The following is a 19,874-nucleotide window of genomic DNA, read 5'->3' on the forward strand; positions in this document are numbered from 1 at the left end:
AGCGGCGTTTGCGACCGAAGGCGCTGCGGACACAGGGCCTTAGAACCTGTTTACGATCTCGCGAGCTAGAGGATACAAGGCCAAAACAGCCGAAGAGGCGCAGTTTACGGACTGTAAATGAACATTCTGAGGCTGTTTTTAACGCGGTATCGCCGACGCGCAGCAGGTCATAAACAGGTTTTCAGAAATCACTCGGCCGCCGGTTCCAAGACCGCCAACAGCTCCGATAGCCGCTCATCCAACTGCGCCAGCTGTGCCGCCGCTATAGGCGCCAGAATCCGCGCCTCGTTGGCGACATGAGCGGTCACCGCGCGGTCGATCAGCTCCAGCCCGGCCGGGGTCAATTGCACCAGCAGGCTGCGCGCGTCACTGGGGTTGGGCGTGCGGCCGACCCAGCCGGCGGCCTCCAGCTGCTGCAGCTGCCGGGTCATGGTGCCGGAGGTGATCATCAAGGACGAGAACAGCGCGGTCGGCGCCAGGCAGTGAGGCGCGCCGGCGCGACGCAGGGTGGCCAGCACATCGAACTCCCAGGCGTTCAGGCCGAAATCGCTGAAGACTTTAACCAGTTCACGCTGCAGCAGCACCGAGCAGCGCTTGACCCGGCCAATGGTGCCCATGGGGCTGACGTCCAGATCCGGACGCTCGCGGCGCCACTGTCGAAGAATCATGTCGACCGCATCGGCCTGTCGTTCGGTTGTCATGCTCTACTCCTCAAAATTTATCTTGAATTCAAGACAAAATACTACTAACTTCCATTTTATCTTGAATGCGAGGTAAATACATGCACAAGTTAAGCACCCGCAGTTCCTGGCTGGACGTCCTGAGCACGGCGCTGGCCCCGGCCATCTGGGGCTCGACCTATATAGTCACCACCGAACTCTTGCCAGCGGATCGGCCCTTTACCGCCGCCTTGCTGCGCGCGTTGCCGGCCGGTCTGTTGCTGGTCCTGTACAGCCGGCATATGCCCAAACGCGCCGAATGGTTGCGCCTGCTGATACTGGCGGCGCTGAATATCGGCTTCTTCCAGGCTCTGCTGTTTGTCGCCGCCTACCGCTTGCCCGGCGGCCTGGCTGCCGTGGTCGGGGCCATCCAGCCGCTGCTGATGATGGGCCTGGTATGGACACTGGACCGCCAACGCCCGGCTTATCTGGCGGTCGGTGCCAGCGTGCTGGGGATAGTCGGGATGGCCGCGCTGCTGCTGGCGCCGGGCGCCTCCTGGGACCCGATCGGCATAACCGCGGCCTTTATCGGCAGCGCCTGCATGGCGGCCGGCACCTACCTGACACGGCGCTGGCAGCCGGCGATACCGCTGCTGGCCTTTACCGGCTGGCAGCTGCTGGTGGGCGGCCTGTTGCTGCTGCCGCTGGCCTGGCTGGTCGATCCGCCGCTGCCGAGCCTAAGCCTCAGCCAGTGGTTGGGTTACGCCTACCTTTCGCTGTTCGGCGCGCTGCTGGCCTATGTGCTGTGGTTTCGCGGGATTGCCCGGTTGAGGCCGGTGGCGGTGTCATCCCTGAGCTTGCTCAGCCCGCTGGTGGCCGTACTACTGGGTTGGGCGCTGCTGGGACAGAGCATCACCGGCCTGGCGCTGCTGGGGCTGATCACAGTGCTGGGCAGCATCCTGGCGGTGCAATGGGCATCGACCTCAGGCTCGCCGGCCAATCAAAAGCACACTGATTTATCCACTCTAGAAAACCCTGTGCAACGGAGAATGCTATGAACACTGCCATCAAGGACCTTATCGAGTCGCGAGTTTCCACCACCCGTTATCAGGCCGATCGCGATCTGCCCGAGTCGGTCATCCGCGAGTTGGTGCAGCTGGCCACCCGCGCGCCCTCGGCCTACAACCTGCAGAACTGGAAATTTATCGCGGTGCGCTCGGACGCAGCCAAGGGCCGCCTGCATGCCGTGGCCTACCAGCAGCGCCAGGTGCTGGATGCCCCCGTGACCTTTATCATTTGCGGCACCCTGGCGGCCCACGAGACGCTGCCGCAGATGCTGCAGCCCTCGGTCGAAGCCGGCATTCTGCCGCCCGCCACCCTCCAGGGCTGGGCGGCCATGGCCAGCCAATTGCACGCGGGCAATCCGCAGTTACAACGCGACGAGGCGCTGCGTTCGGCCTCCCTCACCGCCATGACGCTGATGTTGGCGGCGCAAGGCATGGGCCTGGCCAGCGGGGCGATGAGCGGCTTCGATGCCGAGGGCGTGGCGCGGGGGTTCGGCCTGGGGGCCAATGAACTGCCGGTCATGCTGGTCACCGCCGGCTACCCGGCCGCTGGCAACTGGCCGCAAAAAGTGCGTCGGCCTTTGCATGAGGTGCTGGCATTCGCCTAAGAGCCTTCACCATCCCGGTCGGGCTCACTCCACTGACTGAAATAGCAGGGGCTGGATGTGTTCGAACTGCTTGCGACTTACTGGATTTAAGTGTGGCCAATCTTGGCGTGGTGAAATGAGGGCATTCAATGATCGCGGGTCATTTCGGAAACATGGTAAGGGCGTCTGTACCTACTGCTGAACTTCCGGTTCCGTTGTTGAAGGGGGGCAAATCAACTCGAATGTCACCCTCATAAAGTTCATCGTCGAGTTCAGTGAATTCGAATTTAAGAATGATGTAAGGCAGCCATTTGCTGGCGGCGGATTTCACGGTCTGGAACATATCTTCGTTGAGTCGCGGGATTGCAATTTTTAATGTTCGGCCTGGTTTCCAGTATTTGGTGTGCACACCGATGGATCTTTTTTTCGGCCGGACGAAGCGTGCATTGCATCGGCCGGATTTTCGGTGATGGCTGCTTCGTAAGAGGTTTGTGTGTCGTTGGGGACCCTGGCAAGACAAGGTTTTATAGGTGGCATAAAAAACTTCCGTGTTCTTATAAGTAATTAATTTAATATCGTTGTTGGTTGTGCAGGTTTACAGAATATATTTCTACTCGCTTGACGTGCAGATTAGTCTAAGGGGCGTGCGTGAGGAAGGCGTGTTTTAAGTTGGTGGTGTTGCACTGTATTTAAATAGGCCTGCAGCGTATTGCACGGTGCAGGCCTGGTGTTTGTTAATTGCGGTTAACTATAAAGCTGCGAATGCGCTCTGCTGCTTCAACGCACTCTGCCAAAGGCGCGACCAATGCCAGGCGTACCCGGCCAGCACCCGGATTGAAACCGTCAACCTCACGGGACAGGTAAGAGCCCGGCACCACCGTCACGTGTTCTTCGACAAACAGATCACGGCAGAACGCGGCATCATCGCCTTCAACGTTCGGCCACAGGTAGAAACCGCCGTCCGGACGCTGTACGTCCATCACCGGGCTGAGGATTTCCAGTACTGCATCGTATTTCTCGCGGTACAGCGCACGGTTGGCCCGTACATGCACTTCGTCATTCCACGCGGCAACGCTGGCGAGTTGGGTCTGAACCGGCATGGCGCAGCCGTGATAGGTGCGATAAAGCAGGAAGCCTTTGAGAATCTCGGCATCGCCGGCGACGAAACCCGAGCGCAAGCCCGGCAGGTTGGAACGCTTGGACAGGCTGTGGAACACCACGCAGCGTTTGAAATCCTGGCGACCCAGTTCCACGCAGGCGCTGAGCAGGCCTGGCGGTGGGGTCTGTTCGTTGAAGTAAAGCTCGCTGTAGCACTCGTCGGCAGCGATCACGAAGTCGTGTTCGTCGGCCAGGGCGATCAGTTTTTTCAGGGTTTCGACCGGGATCAGCGCACCCGTCGGGTTGCCCGGCGAGCACAGGAACAGGATCTGGCAGCGCTTCCAGATATCGTCCGATACGGCGTCGAAGTCCGGGTTGAAGCCGTTTTCATCCAGGCACGGCAAGTAATGCGGTTTGGCGCCAGCGAGGAACGCTGCGCCTTCATAGATCTGGTAGAACGGGTTCGGGCTGACGATCAGTGCGTCGTCGCCGCGATTGACCACGGTCTGGGTGAACGCGAACAGCGCTTCGCGAGTGCCGTTGACCGGCAGCACGTTGCGCGCCGGATCGATCCAGCCACTTGGTACGCCAAAGCGCCGCTCGCACCAGCCTGCAATGGCTTCACGCAGGGCCGGGATGCCAAGCGTGGTCGGGTACACCGCCATCTGATCCAGATTGCTCGCCAGCGCTTCGGCCACAAAGCTTGGCGAGCGATGCTTCGGCTCGCCGATGGACAATGCAATCGGGCGCTTGTCAGGGTTTGGCGTCACCGCACCGAGCAGGGCGCGCAGTTTCTCGAACGGGTAAGGCTGGAGCTGGTTCAGAGCGTTGTTCATCGGTGCGGGGTCTCGTTCAATGTGGGAGCGAGCCTGCTCGCGATAGCAATAGATCAGTCACTGGCGATGCTGAATGGACTGACGCCATCGCGAGCAGGCTCGCTCCCACAGGGGGAAGTTTGTTAATTCAGAAGCTGATGCGTGAAAGTTTGATATCCGGTTCGGGGCTGACGCTCAGTTGTTCGACGATCGCGTCCTGCAAACGGCTGCACAGCTGCGGGTCGGACAACGGGTGATTGCTCGCGTCGGTGATGAAGAACACGTCTTCGACTCGCTCGCCTAGGGTGGCAATCTTGGCATTCTGCAGCGACAGGTCGAATTCGAGAAAGATTGTTCCGATCCGTGCCAACAGACCCGGACGGTCGGGGGCGCTGAGTTCCAGCACCGTCACCTGACGCTGGGCGTCGTTGTGGATCGTCACTTGCGGTGCGAACGCAAAGTGCTTGAGCTGACGCGGCACCCGACGCTGGATGATGGTCGGGTAGTTGTCCGGGTTGCGCAGGGCCTCGGTCAGGCCGTCGCGGATCTGCTTGACCCGCGCCGGGTTGTCGCCAATCGAGTCGCCATCGGTGTCGAGCACGATATAGGTGTCGAGGGTGAACTGGCTGGTAGAGGTGATAACCCGGGCGTCGTGAATGTTCAGGTTGAGTTGGTCCATCGCCGCCACGGTCACGGCGAAGAAGTCGTGCTGGTCCGGCGCATAGATGAAGATCTGCGTGCCGCCCTCGAACTCGCGCTGGGTGGTTTCCTTGATCAGTACCAGTGGCCCGCCGTCGGCTGGCTGCTGGAGGATTGCCTCAGTGTGCCAGGCCACGTCGCCGGCGGTGTGACGCAGGAAATAATCGTCGCCCAGTTGCGACCAGAGTTGTTCGACATCGTCCGGGTCAGTGCCGCCGCGTACCAGAATATCCAGGGCGGCGCGTTGGGTCTGGCGGATCTGTTCTTCGCGATCGACCGGGTTTTCCAGGCCACGGCGCAAGGCACGCTTGGTCTCGGTGTAGAGCTGGCGTAACAAACTGGCGCGCCAGGAGTTCCACAGCGTCGGGTTGGTGGCGTTGATGTCCGAAACGGTCAGCACGTACAGGTAATCGAGGCGGGTTTCGTCGCCGACGATCTGCGCGAAGTCGTGGATCACTTGCGGGTCGGACAGGTCTTTGCGCTGGGCGGTGGTCGACATCACCAGGTGGTTTTGCACCAGCCAGACAATCAGTCGACTGTCCCACAGGGGCAGTTGATGGCGTTGGCAAAACGCTTCGGCGTCGACCGCACCGATATCCGAGTGATCACCATGCCGGCCCTTGCCGATGTCGTGGTACAGCCCGGCAAGGTAGATCAGCTCCGGCTTGGGCAGCTTGCCCATGAGCTTGCTGGCCAGCGGGAATTTCTCGGACACCTGGGTGTACTGCAGCTTACGCAGGTGTTTGATCAGGTTCAGGGTGTGGGCGTCGACCGTATAAATATGGAACAGGTCGTGCTGCATCTGCCCGACGATAAAACCGAACTCTGGCAGGTAGCGCCCGAGAATGCCGTAACGGTTCATCCGTCGCAGATTGCGATGGATGCCGATCTTGCACTTGAACAGTTCGATGAACAGGCTGGTATTGCGAATGTCATTGCGAAAATCGTCATCGATCAGGTATCGGTGCTCTCGCAGCAGACGAATAGTGTCAGCTCGCACGCCTTTGATTTCCGGCTGTTGAGCCATCAGCACGAAAATTTCCAGCATGGCAAACGGTGTGCGTCTGAACACGTTGGTGTTGATCGCCTCGATGTAGCCGTCATGCAACTGGAAGCGCGAGTTGATCGGTTGCGGCGGCGCTTCATCTTCCGGCGCGAGGATGACCTCCTCGAAATGCTGGATGATCAGGTCGCTGAGCTGGGCAATGCTCATCACCACCCGATAGTACTGCTGCATGAAGTTTTCGATGGCGTGCTTGGCGTCATCACCTGCAAAACCCAGCAGCCCGGCGATCGAACGCTGGTGGTCGAACAGCAGGCGGTCTTCGGCGCGGCCAGCGAGCATGTGCAGGGCGTAGCGGACCTTCCACAAAAACTCCTGGGACGAGGCCAGCAGGGCATTTTCGCTTTCGACCAGGAAGCCTTCGCCCGCGAGTGCGCGCAGGTTCAGCGTGCCGTATTGGCGGCGTGCCACCCAGAGAATCGTCTGAATATCCCGTAGGCCGCCAGGCGAGCCTTTGACGTTGGGTTCCAGGTTGTATTCGGTGTCGTTGTATTTGTGGTGACGTGCCTTTTGTTCGGCGCGTTTGGCCAGGAAGAATTCCTTGGCCGGCCACATGTGCTCAGTACTGGTGACATCGAGCATGCGCTGACGCAAGTGCTCGGGGCCGGCAATGGTGCGGCTCTCCATCAGGTTGGTGATGATGGTCAGGTCGGCGCGGGCTTGTTCGGCGCATTCGTCCACCGAGCGTACGCTCTGGCCAACTTCCAGGCCGATGTCCCATAGCAGCGTCAGAAAACGCTCGATGGAGTCGCGGAAAACTTCGTGATCGGCGTTGTCCAGCAGGATCAGCAAATCGATGTCGGAGTAGGGGTGCAGTTCGCCGCGACCGTAGCCGCCGACCGCGACCAGCGCGATGTCGGCGTCTTCACTCCAATTGAACTGCTCCCAGGCCTGTTGCAGGATGTTGTCGACGAACCAGGCGCGATCCTCTATCAGCCGGCGAATATCCCGTCCGCTGCGAAATCGCGCGTCGAGCACCTCTTGTGCCTGGCGGATGGCCTTCTTGAAGGCCGCGATCGGGCTTGCCTTCAGGGCCAGTTCGGCCTGGAACTGGCCGCGGTCGAAGAGTTCGGGATCCACCTGCGGCATCGATTGGCTTTCCTTCTATAGGCTGGGTGCGGAGCTTGTCGGATCAGGCCGAAACGCGAGGGATGGTGTCATCGCTACGCAGGGTGAAGATCTCGTAGCCGGTTTCGGTCACCAGCAGGGTATGTTCCCACTGGGCCGACAGCTTGCGATCCTTGGTGATCGCGGTCCAGCCATCGCCGAGTACCTTGGTGTCGGCACGGCCCTGATTGATCATCGGCTCGATGGTGAAGGTCATGCCGGCTTTCAGTTCCATGCCGGTACCGGCGCGGCCGTAATGCAGGATTTGCGGTTCTTCGTGGAATACCTTGCCGATGCCGTGACCGCAGAACTCGCGAACCACCGAGAAGCCATTCTTTTCAGCGTGCTTCTGGATGACTTCGCCGATATCGCCGAGGCGGCAGCCGGGCTTGACCAGTTCGATGGCCTTGTACATGCATTCCTGGGTGACTTGCGACAGGCGCTCGGCCCAGACCGGCACGTTGCCGACGTGGAACATACGGCTGGTGTCGCCGTGATAGCCATCTTTGATCACGGTGACGTCGATGTTCAGCGTGTCGCCGTCTTTAAGCGGCTTCTCGTTCGGGATGCCGTGGCAGACCACGTGATTGATCGAGGTGCAGATCGACTTCGGAAAGCCTTTGTAGTTGAGCGGGGCAGGGATGGCTTTCTGCTCGTTGACGATGTAGTCGTGGCAGATGCGGTCCAGCTCTTCGGTCGTGACGCCCGGCTTGACGTATTCGGCAATCATTTCCAGCACATCGGCGGCAAGCTTGCCGGCGATACGCATTTTAGCGATGTCCTCTGGGGTTTTGAGGGTGACGGTCATACAGGCTCTCTCTACGCTCAGTGGCGCTTTCTATACGGAATGGGCTCTGCGTGATGCTGCTCGCAGCCCTGAAAAACACGATTCTAACAGACGATCACGGCAAATCTGCGCCTCTGTGCATCGCTTCTCTCTATAGAATGGCGCATTCTGGGGGGATTCCAAGGGCCGGAACAAAAGCTCTGATCAGGTTTTAAGAATCCGGGTTTCGTTTTCGCCCTTCTTGTGATATAAAATGCGCCGCTTTCCGGGTATACCCCGAAAAGCTTAAATCCACACACGTGTCGACACGATGACCTGGGTGCCTTCAGCTGATGCTGCTGGTTGGTCATTGGGATACGTGGAGGCCAAACCCGACTTATTAAGGAACTATCATGTCCCAAGTCAACATGCGCGATATGCTGAAGGCCGGTGTGCACTTCGGTCACCAGACCCGTTACTGGAACCCGAAAATGGGTAAGTACATTTTCGGCGCGCGTAACAAGATCCACATCATCAACCTTGAAAAAACCCTGCCAATGTTCAACGAAGCTCTGACTTTCGTAGAGCGTCTGGCCCAGGGCAAAAACAAGATTCTGTTCGTCGGCACCAAGCGTTCCGCTGGCAAGATCGTTGCTGAAGAAGCAGCACGTTGCGGTTCGCCGTACGTCGATCACCGCTGGTTGGGCGGCATGCTGACCAACTTCAAAACCATCCGTGCTTCCATCAAGCGTCTGCGTGACCTTGAAGTGCAAGCCGAAGACGGTACTTTCGCCAAGCTGACCAAGAAAGAGGCGCTGATGCGCACTCGCGACCTGGAAAAGCTGGATCGTTCCCTGGGTGGTATCAAGGACATGGGCGGTCTGCCTGACGCACTGTTCGTTATCGACGTTGATCACGAGCGCATCGCGATCACCGAAGCCAACAAGCTGGGCATCCCGGTTATCGGCGTAGTCGATACCAACAGCAGCCCGGAAGGCGTTGACTACATCATCCCAGGCAACGATGACGCAATCCGCGCTATCCAGCTGTACATGGGTTCGATGGCTGACGCTGTAATCCGCGGTCGCAACCACGTTGCTGGCGGCACCGAGCAGTTCGTTGAAGAAGCTCCGGTAGCAGCAGCTGAGTAATTGACGCCTTGGCGTTGACTCAGTAAGCAAAAAGGGGGCTTGGCCCCCTTTTTGCCACCTCGAAAACCATTTGTTGGCGCCTGTTTTCAGGGTGCCGCTACTGCATCTGTAATGTGCAGCAGCTAACAAGGGTGGTTCGGGAAGAATTGAACGCCCGTTCGATCGGGTGGAATGGTTGATAACCTATCCAAGAGGAATTTTGAAATGGCAGAGATTACTGCAGCGTTGGTCAAAGAACTGCGCGAGCGTACTGGCGAAGGCATGATGGACTGCAAGAAAGCCTTGACCAAGGCTGGCGGCGACATCGAGAAAGCCATTGATGACATGCGTGCTTCGGGCGCCATCAAGGCTGCCAAGAAAGCAGGCAACGTTGCTGCTGAAGGCGCTATCGCTCTGAAGGAAGACGGTAAATCCGCCGTTCTGCTGGAAGTGAACTCGCAGACCGACTTCCTGGCCCTGCAGGACGACTTCAAGGCATTTGTTGCTGCAAGCGTTGAAAAAGCGTTCGCCGACAAGCTGGTAGACGTTGCTCCGCTGATCGAAGCTCAAGAAGCTGATCGCCTGGTACTGGTCGGCAAGGTTGGCGAAAACGTCAACATCCGTCGTCTGGCACGCGTTGAAGGTGACGTTGTCGGTGGTTACCTGCACGGCAACAAGATCGGTGTTGCAGTTGTCCTGAAAGGCGGCAACGTTGAGCTGGCCAAGGACATCGCTATGCACGTAGCGGCCACCAACCCTGAATTCCTGCTGCCATCGGAAGTTTCCGCTGAAGCGGTCGAGCGCGAGAAAGGCGTGTTCCTGACGCTGAACGCTGACAAGATCGCCGGCAAGCCGGAAAACATCGTTGAAAACATGGTCAAAGGCCGTATCAGCAAGTTCCTGGCCGAAGCCAGCCTGGTTGAGCAGGCGTTCGTCAAGAACCCTGAAATCAAGGTCGGCGAGCTGGCCAAGAAAGCCGGTGCTGAAATCGTTTCCTTCACCTACTTCAAAGTAGGCGAAGGCATCGAGAAGCCAGTCGATAACTTCGCGGAAGAAGTTGCTGCCCAGCTGGCTGCTGCCAAGTCGTAAGACAGTTTTTTAACTGTCGCCCTGAAGAGGCTGCCCGCTCACGCGCGCAGCCTCTTTTCAGATGGGGAAGCCAATTTATTTGGTTTTCCGTCGGAACTGGCTTACAAAGCCGTGTTCCGATGGCGCTGTGACAGCGTCACGTTAGAGTGAACGCAGGCTGCAAACAGCCCGCAAAGAATTTTTTAAAATACGCCGCAGGAGAGATTCGCAATGGCTCAGCAGGGCAGTGGTTATCAGGCTCGCTATAAACGCATTCTACTCAAGCTTAGCGGCGAGGCCCTGATGGGCTCCGAAGAGTTCGGGATCGACCCCAAGGTTCTGGATCGCATGGCGCTGGAAGTCGGCCAACTGGTCGGAATCGGTGTTCAGGTCGGTCTGGTGATTGGTGGTGGTAATCTGTTCCGCGGCGCGGCGCTGAGTGCGGCCGGCATGGATCGGGTAACTGGCGACCACATGGGCATGCTGGCCACTGTGATGAACGCTCTGGCCATGCGTGACGCGCTGGAACGTGCGAATATCTCGGCCATCGTGATGTCGGCTATTTCGATGGTAGGCGTGACCGATCACTACGATCGCCGCAAAGCCATGCGTCACCTGAACTCCAAGGAAGTGGTCATTTTCGCTGCCGGTACCGGCAACCCGTTCTTCACCACGGACTCGGCAGCCTGCTTGCGTGCGATCGAGATCGATGCTGACGTTGTGTTGAAGGCGACCAAGGTTGATGGTGTGTACACCGCTGACCCATTCAAAGACCCGCATGCCGAGAAGTTCGATCATCTGACCTACGATGAAGTACTGGATCGCAAGCTGGGTGTGATGGATCTGACGGCTATTTGCCTGTGCCGCGACCACAAGATGCCGCTGCGCGTATTTAATATGAACAAGCCCGGCGCCCTGCTGAACATCGTACATGGCGGCGCTGAAGGAACCCTGATCGAGGAAGGCGAACAATGATCAACGAAATCAAGAAAGACGCTCAAGAGCGCATGACCAAATCCCTGGAGTCCCTGGCCCACGCTTTTGGTCAGATTCGTACAGGCAAGGCGCACCCAAGTATCCTGGGCAGTGTGATGGTGCCTTACTACGGTTCGGACACTCCTTTGAGCAGTGTGGCCAACGTCACCGTGAAGGACTCCCGGACCCTGCAAGTCGTGGCTTTCGAGCGAAACATGCTTGCAGCGGTCGACAAGGCGATCCAGAGTGCTGGTCTGAACCTCAACCCAACGAACCTGGGTGAGTTACTGCTGATCTCTATGCCGGCCTTGACCGAGGAGACCCGCAAGGGCTTCACCAAGCAAGCGCGCAGCGCAGCCGAAGATGCTCGTGTCGCGGTGCGTAATATTCGCCGTGATGCACTGGGCGACCTGAAGAAACTGGTCAAGGATAAGGAAATCAGCGAAGACGAAGAGCGTCGCGCGAGTGCCGATATCGACAAGTTGATCAAAGACTTCGAAGCTCAGATCAATAAGCTCACTGAAGACAAAGAAAAGGACCTGATGGCCGTATAAGGGGTCAGGACGCCTTCATGGAAAAGACCAAGCAGCCAGTGCTGTCCTCGGTGCCGCGCCACGTCGCGATCATCATGGACGGTAATAATCGCTGGGCAAAAAAACGTTTCTTGCCCGGTGTTGCCGGGCACAAGGCTGGCGTCGATGCTGTGCGCGCGGTCATTGAGGTGTGCGCTGAGGCTGGGGTTGAAGTACTGACCCTGTTCGCCTTCTCCAGTGAAAACTGGCAGCGTCCGGCCGATGAAGTCAGCGCCTTGATGGATTTGTTTTTCAAGGCGTTGCGTCGCGAGGCCAAGCGCCTCAACGACAACAACATCACGTTGCGTATTATCGGCGATCGTTCGCGTTTTCATCCCGAGCTTCAGGCCGCCATGCGTGAGGCGGAGGCAATGACAGTCGGCGCCAATCGTTTTGTCCTGCAGATCGCGGCCAACTACGGCGGCCAATGGGATATCGCCCAGGCAGCCCAACGTCTGGCGCGAGAAGTTCAGGCCGGGCATCTGCGTCCGGACGACATCACTCCGCAATTGCTGCAAACCTGTCTGGCTACGGGTGATCTGCCGTTGCCGGATTTGTGCATCCGTACCGGTGGCGAACATCGCATCAGCAACTTCCTGCTGTGGCAATTGGCGTACTCGGAACTGTATTTCTCCGACCTGTTCTGGCCGGACTTCAAACACGAAGCCATGCGTAAAGCATTGGCCGATTTCGCTTCTCGCCAGCGTCGCTTCGGTAAAACGAGTGAGCAGGTCGAGGCTGGGGCCCGGGTTTAATGCTTAAACAACGAATCATCACTGCGCTGATCCTGCTGCCGATCGCCCTGTGCGGATTTTTTCTGCTTGAGGGCTCCGGTTTTGCGCTGTTTATCGGCCTGGTCGTGACTCTTGGTGCCTGGGAATGGGCGCGTCTGGCAGGTTTCACGGCACAACCGATCCGTGTCGCTTATGCAGCGGTGGTCGCGGCGATGCTGTTTGTCATGCACGTGCTCCCGGGGCTTTCGCCTTGGGTGCTCGGGGCTGCCGTGCTCTGGTGGGCGGTGGCAACCTACCTGGTGCTGACCTACCCCAAGACCAGTGAGCATTGGGCCAGTGCGGCCTGCAAGCTGGTTATCGGCCTGCTGATCCTGTTACCGGCCTGGCAAGGTTTGATCCTGATCAAGCAAGAGTCGCTGGGTAACTGGCTGATCATGGCGGTGATGGTGTTGGTCTGGGGCGCAGATATTGGCGCTTACTTTTCCGGTCGGGCATTCGGCAAGCGCAAGCTTGCGCCGCAGGTCAGTCCTGGCAAGAGCTGGGAAGGCGTGTATGGCGGCTTGTTGCTGAGCCTGGTGATTACCGCCATCGTTGGTCTGGTGCGGGACTGGACGACTGGCGAGATGCTGAAAGGCTTGATCGGTGCGGCGATTATCGTGTTTATCTCGGTGGTCGGCGATTTGACCGAAAGTATGTTCAAGCGCCAGTCGGGTATCAAGGACAGCAGTAATCTGCTGCCGGGCCATGGCGGCATTCTGGATCGTATCGACAGTCTCACCGCGGCGATTCCGGTGTTTGCGGTATTGCTGTGGATGGCTGCATCGTGAGCCGCCCACAACAGATCACTGTCCTGGGGGCGACCGGTTCTATTGGCCTGAGCACCCTTGATGTCATCGCGCGTCATCCCGAGCGCTATCAAGTCTTTGCCTTGAGCGGCTTCTCTCGCCTGAGTGAGCTGTTGGCCTTGTGCGTCCGCCATGTGCCGCGCTTTGCTGTTGTGCCGGAGCTCGTGGCTGCCCGGCGTCTGCAAGACGACCTGCGGGCTGCAGGCCTTTCTACGCGCGTGCTGGTGGGGGAGGAGGGCCTGTGTCAGGTCGCTTCCGATGCTGAAGTCGATGCGGTGATGGCGGCGATTGTCGGTGCGGCGGGATTGCGTCCGACGCTGGCGGCGGTCGAGGCGGGCAAGAGGATTCTGCTGGCCAACAAGGAAGCGCTGGTGATGTCCGGCGCTCTGTTCATGCAGGCCGTACACAAGAGTGGGTCGGTGCTGCTGCCGATCGACAGCGAGCACAACGCGATCTTTCAGTGCATGCCCGCAGATTTTTCTCGTGGGCTCGGCGCTGTAGGCGTTCGACGGATTTTACTGACAGCCTCTGGCGGTCCGTTCCGGCAGACATCCATGGCTGAGTTGGCGCATGTTACGCCTGAGCAGGCATGTGCCCATCCCAATTGGTCGATGGGGCGCAAGATTTCGGTCGATTCGGCCAGCATGATGAACAAAGGCCTGGAGCTGATCGAGGCCTGTTGGCTGTTTGATGCCAAGCCGTCTCAGGTTGAGGTGGTGATTCATCCGCAAAGCGTGATTCATTCGCTGGTCGACTACGTTGATGGTTCGGTATTGGCGCAGTTGGGCAACCCGGATATGCGGACGCCGATCGCCAATGCACTGGCATGGCCTGAGCGCATCGACTCCGGGGTTGCGCCGCTGGATCTGTTTGCAATCGCGCGTCTGGACTTCCAGGCGCCCGACGAAGAACGTTTCCCGTGCTTGCGTCTGGCGCGTCAGGCGGCAGAGGCCGGGAACAGTGCTCCGGCCATGCTGAACGCCGCGAATGAGGTGGCTGTTGCAGCCTTTCTCGATGGACGTGTCCGTTACCTGGAGATCGCGAGTATCATCGAGGAGGTGTTGAACCTCGAACCTGTGGTTTCGGTCGATGATCTCGATGCGGTTTTCACTGCGGATGCGAAAGCGCGTGTCCTGGCCGAGCGTTGGTTGAGTCGTCACGGGCGGTAGGTGTTGCGGCGGGTTTGTCCGCGGCAGCACTGAATAGGATTGCGGAGAAAGTAGATGAGCGCGCTCTATATGATTGTCGGCACCCTGGTGGCTTTGGGCGTGCTGGTCACCTTCCATGAATTTGGCCATTTCTGGGTCGCGCGTCGCTGTGGCGTCAAGGTTCTGCGTTTCTCCGTGGGCTTCGGCCTGCCATTGCTGCGCTGGCACGACCGGCGCGGCACCGAGTTCGTGATCGCTGCCATCCCTTTGGGTGGTTACGTGAAGATGCTTGATGAGCGTGAAGGCGAAGTGCCGGCCGATCAGCTTGATCAGGCTTTCAATCGCAAATCCGTTCGTCAGCGCATCGCCATCGTAGCTGCCGGGCCTATTGCCAACTTTTTGTTGGCATTGGCGTTTTTCTGGGTGCTGGCGATGCTTGGCACCGAACAGGTACGTCCTGTCATCGGCGCCATTGAAGTCGGTAGCATGGCCGCCAAGGCCGGTTTGAGTCCGGGGCAGGAAATCGTCGCCATCGATGGTGAGCCGACTTCGGGTTGGGCAGCGGTGAATCTGCAACTGGTCCGGCGTCTTGGTGAAAGTGGTTCGTTGCAATTGCTGGTGCGCGAACAGGGCTCTACCGCCGATTCGCCGCGCGAGCTGGTCCTGGATCACTGGCTCAAGGGGGCTGATGAGCCGGACCCGATTCGTTCGCTGGGTATTCGTCCTTGGCGTCCGGCATTGCCGCCCGTGTTGGCTGAACTGGACCCTAAGGGCCCGGCGCAGGCAGCAGGCCTGAAGACCGGTGACCGTCTGCTGGCGCTCGATGGCCAGGCGCTGACCGATTGGCAGCAAGTGGTCGATTGGGTGCGCGTGCGTCCTGATACCAAAATTGTGCTGCATATCGAGCGTGACGGTGCTCAAATCGACGTCCCGGTTACCTTGGCAACTCGCGACAAGGCGAAACTAGCCAGTGGTTATCTGGGTGCAGGGGTGAAGGCTATCGATTGGCCACCAGCCATGATTCGCGAGGTCAGCTACGGTCCCGTGGCCGCGATTGGCGAAGGTGCTCGACGCACTTGGACCATGAGTGTGCTGACCCTTGATTCACTAAAGAAAATGTTGTTCGGCGAGCTCTCGGTAAAAAACTTGAGTGGACCGATAACCATTGCTAAAGTGGCGGGCGCTTCTGCCCAGTCGGGTGTCGCTGATTTCCTGAATTTCCTGGCTTATCTGAGTATTAGCTTGGGCGTTCTGAATTTGCTGCCCATTCCTGTACTGGATGGGGGGCATCTGTTGTTTTATCTGATCGAGTGGACGCGTGGTCGTCCCTTGTCGGATCGGGTGCAGAGTTGGGGGATACAGATCGGTATCAGTTTGGTGATCGGGGTGATGTTGCTTGCTCTGGTCAACGATCTGGGTCGACTGTAACGCTTCGCTGAATTGCGAATCTGCCGCATTTTGCGGCAGTTTGTTTATTGCCAGTTGGAATAAGAAAGGACTTCATGAAACGTCTGCTGCTAACTGCGGTTCTCACCGTATTGATGATCGCCGAAGTTCACGCCGAGTCCTTCACTATCTCCGATATTCGTATCAATGGCCTCCAGCGGGTATCCGCGGGTAGCGTCTTTGGTGCCTTGCCGTTGAACGTCGGTGAACAGGCGGATGATCGTCGCCTGGTGGAATCCACTCGTGCGCTGTTCAAAACCGGTTTCTTTCAAGATATCCAGCTGGGCCGCGATGGCAATGTCCTGGTCATTACTGTAGTCGAGCGCCCGTCGGTCGCCAGTATCGAGATCGAAGGCAACAAGGCGATCTCCACTGAAGACCTGATGAAAGGCCTTAAACAATCCGGTCTGGCCGAAGGCGAGATCTTCCAGCGTGCGACGCTTGAAGGCGTGCGTAACGAGCTGCAGCGCCAGTACGTCGCTCAAGGCCGCTACTCGGCCACCGTTGACACTGAAGTTGTTCCTCAGCCGCGCAACCGCGTTGGCTTGAAGGTCAATATCAACGAAGGCACTGTCGCGGCTATCCAGCACATCAACGTGGTGGGTAACACGGTTTTCCCTGATGAAGACCTGATCGACCTGTTCGAACTCAAGACCTCCAACTGGTTGTCGTTCTTCAAGAACGATGACAAGTATGCTCGTGAAAAACTTTCCGGTGACCTGGAACGTCTGCGTTCCTACTACCTGGACCGTGGCTATATCAACATGGATATCGCCTCGACCCAGGTTTCGATCACTCCGGACAAAAAACACGTCTATATCACCGTCAACATCAACGAAGGTCAGAAGTACAACGTTCGTGACGTGAAGCTCAGCGGTGACCTGAAGGTCCCTGAAGACCAGGTCAAGGCGCTGCTGCTGGTACAAAAAGGTCAGGTGTTCTCGCGCAAGCTGATGACCACGACCTCTGAGTTGATCACCCGTCGCCTGGGTAACGAGGGCTACACCTTCGCCAACGTCAACGGCGTACCGACTCCGCATGACGACGATCACACCGTTGATATCACCTTTGTGGTCGATCCGGGCAAGCGTGCCTACGTAAACCGCATCAACTTCCGCGGCAACACCAAGTCGGAAGACGAAGTGCTCCGTCGTGAAATGCGCCAGATGGAAGGTGGCTGGGCTTCGACCTACCTGATCGACCAGTCCAAGACCCGTCTGGAACGTCTGGGCTTCTTCAAGGAGGTCAACGTCGAGACTCCGGCTGTACCGGGTGTCGATGACCAGGTTGACGTGAACTACGCCGTTGAAGAGCAACCTTCCGGTTCGATTACCGCCAGCGTTGGTTTTGCTCAGAGCGCCGGCTTGATCCTGGGTGGTTCGATTACCCAGAACAACTTCCTGGGTACCGGTAACAAGGTCAGCATCGGCTTGACTCGTAGCCAATACCAGAGCCGTTATAACTTCGGTTATGTCGACCCGTACTGGACAGCCGACGGCGTGAGCCTGGGTTACAACGCTTTCTATCGCACCACTGACTACAAAAACCTCGACGTCAACGTAGCCAGCTACGCGGTAGACAGCTTGGGCGCTGGTGTCAACGTCGGATATCCGATCAGCGAAACTTCGCGTCTGACCTTTGGTCTGACGGCGCAGCAAGACAAGATCAAGACCGGTCAGTACACCGTTGACGAGATTTTTGACTTCGTTAACCGTGAAGGCGACCAGTTCCTGAACTTCAAGGCTTCGGCCGGCTGGTCCGAGTCGACACTGAACAAAGGCGTGCTGGCGACTCGTGGTCATTCCCAGAGTTTGACGATGGAAGCGACGACACCGGGTAGCGACCTGTCTTTCTTCAAACTGGATTACCGTGGCCAACTGTTCCAGCCATTGACCGATAACTACACCATGCGTCTGCATACAGAGCTGGGCTATGGTGATGGTTATGGTTCGACCAGTGGCCTGCCGTTCTACGAGAACTACTACGCGGGTGGTTTCAACTCGGTTCGCGGCTTCAAGGACAGCACGCTGGGTCCTCGCAGTACGCCGAGCCGTGGCATTAACCCGGGAACTTCCGTCGACCCGGACCAGGATCCGCTGCCGTTTGGTGGTAACGTCCTGATCCAGGGGGGTGTAGAGGTTCTGTTCCCTCTGCCGTTCGTGAAGGATCAGCGTTCCTTGCGTACATCGGTATTCTGGGACGTGGGTAACGTGTTCGACTCGAGTTGCACGCAGAGCACTAACGCCGATGGTTCGAAGTCCAAAACACAGTGCAACGAAGTCAGCCTGAGCAATATGGCCAGTTCGGTGGGTGTGGGTGTGACATGGGTTACCGCCCTTGGTCCGTTGAGCTTTGCCTTGGCAATGCCGGTCAAGAAACCGGACAGCAATGCGGAGACCCAGGTGTTCCAATTCTCCCTCGGTCAGACTTTCTAATAGCCTGATCCAAGATAACGACAATGGATTTTGTAGGAGTGCATCGTGCGTAAGTTGACTCAATTGGTTCTCCTGGCAACTGTCCTGGTAGCAACCCCGGCATTTGCCGAAATGAAAATCGCGGTACTGAACTATCAAATGGCTCTGCTTGAATCTGACGCGGCGAAGAAGTACGCCGTGGATGCCGAGAAGAAGTTCGGGCCGCAGTTGACCAAGCTGAAAACCCTGGAAAGCAGTGCCAAAGGCATTCAGGATCGTCTGGTAAGCGGTGGCGACAAAATGGCCCAGGGCGAGCGTGAGCGTCTTGAGCTCGAATTCAAGCAAAAGGCCCGTGACTTCCAGTTCCAGTCCAAGGAGCTGAACGAAGCCAAAGCCGTTGCTGACCGTGAAATGCTGAAGCAGCTCAAGCCGAAACTGGACAGCGCTGTGGAAGAAGTCATCAAGAAAGGTGCTTTTGACCTGGTCTTCGAGCGTGGCGCAGTGATTGATGTCAAGCCTCAATACGACATCACCCGCCAGGTTATCGAGCGCATGAATCAGCTGAAGTAATCCATGACAGCGACTATAAAGCTCGGCCAATTGGCCGAGTTCCTCGGGGCCACTCTCCGTGGCTCCGCGGAGAAAGAAATCACTGGGCTAGCCACCTTGCAGGAGGCTGGCCCAGCTCAGTTGAGCTTTCTGGCAAACCCCCAATACCGTAAGTATCTGGCCGACAGCCAGGCCGCAGCCGTGCTGCTGAAGGCCGCTGACGCAGAAGGTTTTGCCGGTGATGCGCTGGTTGTGCCTGATCCGTATGCGGCGTATGCCCGGGTTTCCCATCTGTTCGACCCCAAGCCCAAGGCTGCTGCCGGTATCCATCCGACAGCGGTGGTGGCGGCGGACGCAGTGGTTGATCCGGCTGCGAGCATTGGCGCGTTTGCCGTGATCGAAAGCGCTGCCCGAATCGCCGCAGGCGTGACAGTCGGTGCCCACTGCTTCATCGGTGCGCGCAGCGAGATCGGTGAGGGCGGCTGGTTGGCCCCGCGTGTGACGCTGTACCACGACGTGCGCATCGGCAAGCGCGTGGTGATTCAGTCCGGTGCCGTGCTCGGTGGTGAAGGCTTTGGCTTTGCCAACGAAAAAGGCATCTGGCAAAAGATCGCCCAGGTGGGTGGGGTGTTGATCGGTGACGATGTGGAGATTGGCGTGAATACCGCCATCGACCGCGGTGCGCTGGCCGACACCATCATTGGCAATGGCGTGAAGCTTGATAACCAGATTCAGATCGCCCACAACGTGCAAGTCGGTGACCACACCGCCATGGCGGCGTGCGTGGGGATTTCCGGCAGCACCAAAATCGGCAAGCACTGCATGCTGGCAGGTGGTGTGGGGCTGGTCGGACACATTGATATTTGCGACAACGTATTCCTGACCGGGATGACCATGGTGACTCACTCGATTACCGAGCCGGGTTCCTATTCCTCCGGGACAGCTATGCAACCGGCTGCCGAGTGGCGCAAAAGCGCCGCACGTATCCGTCAACTCGATGATATCGCGCGACGTCTGCGACAGCTGGAAAAGCGTGTTGGGGACGTGACCCCTGACGGCAATGCTTCATCAGATGGCTGATACCATTTCCATATCAAGTGTGCACAGCCGTTAGACTGCCTCCTTGATTTGCTAG

18 protein-coding genes are annotated in these 19,874 nt (G+C 58.1%); 13 read left to right on the forward strand and 5 right to left on the reverse strand.

Annotated elements, in window-relative coordinates; all coding sequences use genetic code 11:
• Window positions 1-188 precede the first annotated feature (188 nt).
• Window positions 189-701 carry a MarR family winged helix-turn-helix transcriptional regulator gene (locus tag BK658_RS11495; RefSeq protein ID WP_123582387.1) on the reverse strand — a complete coding sequence of 171 codons (513 nt, stop codon included), beginning with the start codon at window positions 699-701 and terminating at the stop codon, window positions 189-191.
• A gap of 80 nt (window positions 702-781) precedes the next feature.
• Here BK658_RS11495 and BK658_RS11500 point away from each other — a divergent pair, with 80 nt between their 5' ends.
• Both BK658_RS11500 and BK658_RS11505 read left to right on the forward strand, forming a co-directional pair.
• Entirely contained in the window at window positions 782-1,717 is a 936-nt protein-coding gene (locus BK658_RS11500; RefSeq protein WP_123582388.1) for an EamA family transporter, read from the forward strand.
• Entirely contained in the window at window positions 1,714-2,331 is a 618-nt protein-coding gene (locus tag BK658_RS11505) for a nitroreductase family protein (RefSeq protein ID WP_123582389.1), read from the forward strand. The genes BK658_RS11500 and BK658_RS11505 overlap by 4 nt, the downstream gene beginning before the upstream one ends.
• 139 nt (window positions 2,332-2,470) lie before the next feature.
• Here the strand turns inward: BK658_RS11505 and BK658_RS11510 are convergent, their stop codons facing one another.
• The 4 genes from BK658_RS11510 to map form a co-directional block, all read right to left on the reverse strand.
• Window positions 2,471-2,719 carry a zinc metalloprotease gene (locus tag BK658_RS11510; protein WP_148049716.1) on the reverse strand — a complete coding sequence of 83 codons (249 nt, stop codon included), beginning with the start codon at window positions 2,717-2,719 and terminating at the stop codon, window positions 2,471-2,473.
• Window positions 2,720-3,044: 325 nt separating this feature from the next.
• A complete protein-coding gene (gene dapC, locus BK658_RS11515) occupies window positions 3,045-4,244 on the reverse strand; it encodes a succinyldiaminopimelate transaminase (RefSeq protein ID WP_123582391.1) in 1,200 nt (399 codons plus the stop codon).
• A 127-nt stretch (window positions 4,245-4,371) separates the two neighbouring features.
• Window positions 4,372-7,074, reverse strand: a complete 2,703-nt coding sequence (locus BK658_RS11520) for a [protein-PII] uridylyltransferase (protein ID WP_123582392.1) — start codon at window positions 7,072-7,074, stop codon at window positions 4,372-4,374.
• A 43-nt stretch (window positions 7,075-7,117) separates the two neighbouring features.
• Window positions 7,118-7,900, reverse strand: a complete 783-nt coding sequence (gene map, locus BK658_RS11525; protein ID WP_019692084.1) for a type I methionyl aminopeptidase — start codon at window positions 7,898-7,900, stop codon at window positions 7,118-7,120.
• A 371-nt stretch (window positions 7,901-8,271) separates the two neighbouring features.
• Here map and rpsB point away from each other — a divergent pair, with 371 nt between their 5' ends.
• The 11 genes from rpsB to lpxD all read left to right on the forward strand — a co-directional run bounded on the left by rpsB (window position 8,272) and on the right by lpxD (window position 19,819).
• Window positions 8,272-9,009 carry a 30S ribosomal protein S2 gene (gene rpsB, locus BK658_RS11530; RefSeq protein WP_003219330.1) on the forward strand — a complete coding sequence of 246 codons (738 nt, stop codon included), beginning with the start codon at window positions 8,272-8,274 and terminating at the stop codon, window positions 9,007-9,009.
• Between the two features lie 204 nt (window positions 9,010-9,213).
• On the forward strand, window positions 9,214-10,077 hold the full coding sequence (gene tsf / locus BK658_RS11535; RefSeq protein WP_123582393.1) for a translation elongation factor Ts: 864 nt from the start codon (window positions 9,214-9,216) through the stop codon (window positions 10,075-10,077).
• Window positions 10,078-10,287: 210 nt separating this feature from the next.
• Window positions 10,288-11,031: a UMP kinase gene (gene pyrH, locus BK658_RS11540; protein ID WP_011059526.1), complete on the forward strand. Its 744-nt coding sequence runs from the start codon at window positions 10,288-10,290 to the stop codon at window positions 11,029-11,031.
• The gene (gene frr, locus BK658_RS11545) at window positions 11,028-11,585 is read left to right on the forward strand and encodes a ribosome recycling factor (RefSeq protein ID WP_019692087.1); all 558 of its coding nucleotides are present in this window, start codon (window positions 11,028-11,030) and stop codon (window positions 11,583-11,585) included. Before pyrH ends, frr begins: the two co-directional genes overlap by 4 nt.
• A 17-nt stretch (window positions 11,586-11,602) precedes the next feature.
• Window positions 11,603-12,358: a polyprenyl diphosphate synthase gene (gene uppS, locus BK658_RS11550; protein WP_123582394.1), complete on the forward strand. Its 756-nt coding sequence runs from the start codon at window positions 11,603-11,605 to the stop codon at window positions 12,356-12,358.
• Entirely contained in the window at window positions 12,358-13,164 is an 807-nt protein-coding gene (locus BK658_RS11555) for a phosphatidate cytidylyltransferase (RefSeq protein WP_123582395.1), read from the forward strand. Before uppS ends, BK658_RS11555 begins: the two co-directional genes overlap by 1 nt.
• Window positions 13,161-14,351, forward strand: a complete 1,191-nt coding sequence (gene ispC, locus BK658_RS11560) for a 1-deoxy-D-xylulose-5-phosphate reductoisomerase (RefSeq protein ID WP_123582396.1) — start codon at window positions 13,161-13,163, stop codon at window positions 14,349-14,351. The genes BK658_RS11555 and ispC overlap by 4 nt, the downstream gene beginning before the upstream one ends.
• A gap of 54 nt (window positions 14,352-14,405) precedes the next feature.
• On the forward strand, window positions 14,406-15,758 hold the full coding sequence (gene rseP / locus BK658_RS11565) for a sigma E protease regulator RseP (RefSeq protein ID WP_123582397.1): 1,353 nt from the start codon (window positions 14,406-14,408) through the stop codon (window positions 15,756-15,758).
• 74 nt (window positions 15,759-15,832) lie between these two features.
• Window positions 15,833-18,211 (forward strand): outer membrane protein assembly factor BamA, encoded by a 2,379-nt coding sequence (bamA, locus tag BK658_RS11570; RefSeq protein ID WP_123582398.1) that lies wholly within the window; start codon window positions 15,833-15,835, stop codon window positions 18,209-18,211.
• Window positions 18,212-18,256: 45 nt separating this feature from the next.
• A complete protein-coding gene (locus BK658_RS11575) occupies window positions 18,257-18,760 on the forward strand; it encodes an OmpH/Skp family outer membrane protein (protein ID WP_019692093.1) in 504 nt (167 codons plus the stop codon).
• Window positions 18,761-18,763: 3 nt separating this feature from the next.
• Window positions 18,764-19,819 carry a UDP-3-O-(3-hydroxymyristoyl)glucosamine N-acyltransferase gene (gene lpxD, locus BK658_RS11580; RefSeq protein ID WP_054595916.1) on the forward strand — a complete coding sequence of 352 codons (1,056 nt, stop codon included), beginning with the start codon at window positions 18,764-18,766 and terminating at the stop codon, window positions 19,817-19,819.
• Window positions 19,820-19,874: the final 55 nt, after the last annotated feature.

Source organism: Pseudomonas brassicacearum, from assembly GCF_003732175.1.
Classification (GTDB): Bacteria; Pseudomonadota; Gammaproteobacteria; order Pseudomonadales; family Pseudomonadaceae; genus Aquipseudomonas; species Aquipseudomonas brassicacearum_G.

Coding starts and splice junctions, on each gene's coding strand:
- BK658_RS11495 (WP_123582387.1), bottom strand. CDS start 701: ATGACAACCGAACGACAGGCCGATGCGGTCGACATGATTCTTCGACAG.
- BK658_RS11500 (WP_123582388.1), top strand. CDS start 782: ATGCACAAGTTAAGCACCCGCAGTTCCTGGCTGGACGTCCTGAGCACG.
- BK658_RS11505 (WP_123582389.1), top strand. CDS start 1,714: ATGAACACTGCCATCAAGGACCTTATCGAGTCGCGAGTTTCCACCACC.
- dapC (WP_123582391.1), bottom strand. CDS start 4,244: ATGAACAACGCTCTGAACCAGCTCCAGCCTTACCCGTTCGAGAAACTG.
- BK658_RS11520 (WP_123582392.1), bottom strand. CDS start 7,074: ATGCCGCAGGTGGATCCCGAACTCTTCGACCGCGGCCAGTTCCAGGCC.
- map (WP_019692084.1), bottom strand. CDS start 7,900: ATGACCGTCACCCTCAAAACCCCAGAGGACATCGCTAAAATGCGTATC.
- rpsB (WP_003219330.1), top strand. CDS start 8,272: ATGTCCCAAGTCAACATGCGCGATATGCTGAAGGCCGGTGTGCACTTC.
- tsf (WP_123582393.1), top strand. CDS start 9,214: ATGGCAGAGATTACTGCAGCGTTGGTCAAAGAACTGCGCGAGCGTACT.
- pyrH (WP_011059526.1), top strand. CDS start 10,288: ATGGCTCAGCAGGGCAGTGGTTATCAGGCTCGCTATAAACGCATTCTA.
- frr (WP_019692087.1), top strand. CDS start 11,028: ATGATCAACGAAATCAAGAAAGACGCTCAAGAGCGCATGACCAAATCC.
- uppS (WP_123582394.1), top strand. CDS start 11,603: ATGGAAAAGACCAAGCAGCCAGTGCTGTCCTCGGTGCCGCGCCACGTC.
- BK658_RS11555 (WP_123582395.1), top strand. CDS start 12,358: ATGCTTAAACAACGAATCATCACTGCGCTGATCCTGCTGCCGATCGCC.
- rseP (WP_123582397.1), top strand. CDS start 14,406: ATGAGCGCGCTCTATATGATTGTCGGCACCCTGGTGGCTTTGGGCGTG.
- bamA (WP_123582398.1), top strand. CDS start 15,833: ATGAAACGTCTGCTGCTAACTGCGGTTCTCACCGTATTGATGATCGCC.
- lpxD (WP_054595916.1), top strand. CDS start 18,764: ATGACAGCGACTATAAAGCTCGGCCAATTGGCCGAGTTCCTCGGGGCC.